The sequence below is a fragment of the Subtercola sp. Z020 genome, assembly GCF_002931235.1.
Classification (GTDB): Bacteria; Actinomycetota; Actinomycetes; order Actinomycetales; family Microbacteriaceae; genus Subtercola.
On sequence record NZ_PSTT01000015.1, the window covers coordinates 1 to 4,312 of the forward strand.

Below are 4,312 nucleotides of genomic sequence, written 5' to 3' on the forward strand. Positions count from 1 at the left end.
GTGGAACTCGTCCTGCTCGTTGGGGCGGGCGACGACGGGGGCGTGGGCGTGGTTGACCCGGCGCACGACGGCGGCGAGCTCGACGGGGGTGGCGAACACCGTGGCGTAGGCGTAGGTCACGGTGTTCGCGAGGCGCTCGAGGGGGCGGTCGGCGAAGCCGCTGTGTGCTGCCACGCCGGCGCCGACCGCGGGGTTGGCGATCTGCATCAGGATGGCCCGGCCACCGCCGGCGAGGAGGATCCCCTCGGCGGCGATGTCGGTGAACACACTCATACGTTCGAGCTTACGACCGCCGTCTGAGTGCCCGGCGGCGGAGGAGGACGAACGCGAGTACCAGGATGCCCGATCCGATCGCGATCGAGGCGGCCCAGAACGGGACGCCCGCCGCCGCGAGTCCGGTGGATGCGAGCTCCGGCGAGGTCCGCGCGAATCCGGGCGTTGGCGGTCGCGACGTTGACGGGGGCAACACCACGCCGGGCGGCGTAGCCGTGGGTGTCGGTGTAGCCTGAGCGGTTGGCGGCGGGGTGGGTGCGGTCGGCGTAGGAGTCGGCGTGACGGGCGGCGGGGGAGGCGGCGCGACCGCAAAGGTCATCTCCGAGGCGGCGCCGAACGAGGACGCCCAGGCGGTGAGACGTCCGCCGCCCTTCTCCACGGGGGTGTCGGCCGGGTCGATGGTCTCCGTCCAGACGTAGTACCCGGGGGCAGGAAGGATGCAGTCCGGCGTCTCGTACTCGCCAGGGCCGTCTTCGGCACGGGTCGCGACCGTGCAGACCAATGGAGTGTGCGGCGGCACCGTCGGCTGCTGGTCGGGCTGGGCATCCAGCGGCCCCCAGAGTGTGCTCCGCACCACCACCGGAACAGGCTGTAGCGCCCCGTCGGCGTCGCGGTAGACGCCCCACTCGTCGAGGCTCGTCGGCAGCTCAGACGGCTCGGCTGCGCCCTCCCGCGCGACCTTCGGCACACCCGCCACCTTCAGCCGCAGCGTGTCGCTCAAGTAAGCGCCGGTCTCCGCCGAGCCAGCACTTGTCTCGGTCACGACCGCCGGGCGGAACGGCAGCGGCGAGACGTCGCCGGCATGCGCCCGCGCCCGGGCACCGGTGTTGCGCGCAGGTGGCACGAGCAGACTCTGGATGCCCGCCGGCGCCTTCGCGATGTACGCGTCGGCCCCGAACGGGAGGTCGAAGTAGGCGATGTCAGCCGTGACACGGTTGAGCGCCGTTCCCTTGGACGGGATGATCGAGTACTTCTCGCCGTTCGTCACATCCCTGACGGTGCTGCCATCGTCGAAGGTCGCGCCCGAGAGGGTGAGCGTCCCGCGGAACGCGGCCCGTGGCAGTTGGGTGGGCCCGCCGGCGAGGTAGTCGGCGACGAGTTCGCTCGACACCGTGCCTCCTTCGTCTGAGGGAACGGAGAGCGACAGCTTCGCGACCACCCCACGGGAGGCCCCACCGGGCGAGTCGAGTTGGGCCCTCATCGACTGGGCGAGGGCCAGCACGCCGCCGGCGTCACCGTTGGCCCGCTGAGCGAACCACGCCTGGCCGTGGCCGTTCAGCCCGGTGATGCCCCACGTCGTCAGCTGCGCGGCTGCAGCCCGCCCGGGGTTCGTCGAAGCCGCCCACCAGCGACCGATGTAGGCCAGGCGTGCCAGATCGTCGGCGCTGTACCAGCCGGCAGTCGAGGCGTGGCCGTACTCCAGCTCCGACCCCTCGGGCGGAGCGTTCTGCACCTGCAGGCAGAGACCGAGTTGCCCGTCGGCGAGGCGATGCGAGCCGAGCCAGGAACGGCCATCCGAGTTCCAGAGGTAACCGACGCCGTGGGCCACCGCGGGCAGCGCCGAGGCAGAGGGAGAGAAGCCGAGGGTTGCGGCGACGGCCAGCAGCGCACTCAGCAGTGCGCTGAGTGCGCCGGCCAGCAGCAGGCGGAGGGGAGAGCGGGAGAGTGAAGGTGGTGTGCGTTTCATGCCGCCACACTGCCCCGCGGCATCCACTCGCCAGAGCAGAAAACGAGGATCTGTGGAGAGACTGCCCGTGCCGGTCGCTGGGGAGGGGTAGGCTTTGAGGCGGTCCAGATGTCTCGATTTCAAGACACAATGGGGGCATCAGGCCGTCGTTTTCCGACAGAAACCAGGCAACGCGTGCGTGGCGGGAGCCACCATGCTGATGGGATGAGCAAGCGTGGATCTATTTGAATATCAGGCTCGGGACCTCTTCGAGAGCTACGGCGTTCCCGTACTCCCGGGCATCGTCGCTGACACGCCCGAAGAGGTTCGTGCAGCGGCCGAGAAGCTCGGCGGCGTGACCGTCGTCAAGGCGCAGGTGAAGGTCGGTGGCCGCGGAAAGGCCGGCGGCGTCAAGGTCGCCAAGAACCCCGACGAGGCAGAAGAGGCCGCCAAGGCCATTCTCGGGCTCGACATCAAGGGCCACACCGTCAAGCGCGTCATGGTCGCCGGCGGCGCCCGCATCGCGAGCGAGTACTACTTCTCTGTTCTGCTCGACCGCGCCAACCGTTCCTACCTCAGCCTGTCGAGCTTCGAGGGCGGCATGGAGATCGAGGAGCTCGCTGTTGAGCGCCCCGAGGCCCTCGCCCGCATCGAGGTCGACCCGCTGAAGGGCATCGACCTCGCCACGGCCACCGAGATCGCGATCGCCGCGAAGTTCCCGGCCGACATCGTCGACAAGGTCGCGCCGGTCTTCGTGAAGCTCTACGAGGTCTACACGGGCGAAGACGCCACCCTGGTCGAGGTCAACCCGCTTGTGCTGACCGAGGAGGGCGAGATCGTCGCGCTCGACGGCAAGGTCTCGCTCGACGAGAACGCCGACTTCCGTCACCCCAACCACGAAGCACTGGTCGATCAGGATGCCGAAGACCCCCTCGAGGCGAAGGCGAAGAAGCTCGGTCTGAACTACGTCAAGCTCGACGGTGAGGTCGGTGTGATCGGCAACGGCGCCGGACTCGTCATGTCGACCCTCGACGTGGTCAGCTACGCGGGCGAGAACTTCGGCGGAGTGAAGCCGGCCAACTTCCTCGACATCGGTGGCGGAGCATCCGCAGAGGTCATGGCCAACGGCCTCGACGTCATTCTCGGCGACCCGCAGGTGAAGAGTGTGTTCGTCAACGTCTTCGGCGGCATCACCGCCTGCGACGCGGTCGCGAACGGCATTGTGAAGGCGCTTGAGATTCTTGGCGGCGCAGCGACCAAGCCCCTCGTCGTGCGCCTCGACGGCAACAAGGTCGAGGAGGGTCGGCAGATTCTTCGCGACGCCGCGAACCCGCTCGTCTCGCTCGCAGACACCATGGACGAAGGCGCCGCCAAGGCCGCCGAACTGGCCTCGAAGTAAGTAAGGAACGCTAAGAATGTCGATCTTCCTCAACAAAGACTCCAAGGTCATCGTGCAGGGCATCACCGGCGGTGAGGGCACGAAGCACACCGCCCTCATGCTGAAGGCCGGCACCCAGGTCGTCGGTGGCGTCAACGCCCGCAAGGCGGGCACCACGGTCGAGCACGACGGCGGCGTCTCGCTGCCCGTCTTCGGAACGGTCGCCGAGGCGATCACCGAGACCGGCGCCGATGTCTCGATCGTGTTCGTGCCGCCGGCGTTCGCGAAAGACGCCGTGCTCGAAGCCGTCGAGGCCGAGATTCCGCTCGTCGTCGTCATCACCGAGGGCATCCCGATCCAGGATTCGGCCGAATTCTGGGCGACCGCGAAGGCCAAGGGCGGCAAGACCCGCATCATCGGCCCGAACTGCCCCGGCATCATCACCCCCGGCGAGTCGCTGGTCGGCATCACGCCCGCCACGATCACCGGCAAGGGCCCGATCGGCCTGGTCTCGAAGTCGGGCACGCTCACCTACCAGATGATGTACGAGCTGCGGGATCTCGGTTTCTCGACCGCGATTGGCATCGGCGGCGACCCCATCATCGGCACCACGCACATCGATGCGCTCGCCGCGTTCGAGGCCGACCCCGAGACCAAGGCGATCGTGATGATCGGCGAGATCGGCGGAGACGCCGAGGAACGCGCCGCGGACTACATCCGGGAGCACGTTACGAAGCCGGTCGTCGGCTACGTCGCCGGCTTCACCGCCCCCGAGGGCAAGACGATGGGCCACGCCGGCGCGATCGTCTCCTCCGGCGCCGGAACGGCCGACGGCAAGAAGCTGGCCCTCGAGGCCGCGGGCGTCAAGGTCGGCAAGACGCCGAGCGAGACCGCTGCCCTCCTCCGCGAGGTCTACGCCGCGCTCTGATCCGCCTGAGCATCCGAGGGGCCCGTCACCGAACTGGTGGCGGGCCCCTCGGATGCTCAGGCGGATC

The 4,312-nt window shown here is 68.7% G+C and carries 4 protein-coding genes; 2 read left to right on the plus strand and 2 right to left on the minus strand.

What is annotated here, in order from left to right; translation table 11 throughout:
• Together C5B96_RS02335 and C5B96_RS02340 are read right to left on the minus strand one after the other, a co-directional pair.
• Positions 1–273 (minus strand): oxygenase MpaB family protein (locus tag C5B96_RS02335; RefSeq protein ID WP_146078064.1); only part of this gene is annotated, 273 nt, incomplete at its 3' end.
• Between the two features lie 10 nt (positions 274–283).
• A complete protein-coding gene (locus C5B96_RS02340) occupies positions 284–1,960 on the minus strand; it encodes a hypothetical protein (protein WP_104242589.1) in 1,677 nt (558 codons plus the stop codon).
• 214 nt (positions 1,961–2,174) lie between these two features.
• Between C5B96_RS02340 and sucC the strand changes: the two genes are divergently transcribed.
• Positions 2,175–3,338, plus strand: coding sequence for an ADP-forming succinate--CoA ligase subunit beta (gene sucC, locus C5B96_RS02345; protein WP_104242591.1), 1,164 nt, complete (start codon positions 2,175–2,177; stop codon positions 3,336–3,338).
• A 16-nt stretch (positions 3,339–3,354) separates the two neighbouring features.
• Positions 3,355–4,245 carry a succinate--CoA ligase subunit alpha gene (gene sucD / locus C5B96_RS02350; RefSeq protein ID WP_104242593.1) on the plus strand — a complete coding sequence of 297 codons (891 nt, stop codon included), beginning with the start codon at positions 3,355–3,357 and terminating at the stop codon, positions 4,243–4,245.
• Positions 4,246–4,312 lie beyond the last annotated feature (67 nt).

What these genes read in the sequence shown, in the direction of transcription:
- C5B96_RS02340 (WP_104242589.1), bottom strand. Translation starts at nt 1,960, where the DNA reads ATGAAACGCACACCACCTTCACTCTCCCGCTCTCCCCTCCGCCTGCTG.
- sucD (WP_104242593.1), top strand. Translation starts at nt 3,355, where the DNA reads ATGTCGATCTTCCTCAACAAAGACTCCAAGGTCATCGTGCAGGGCATC.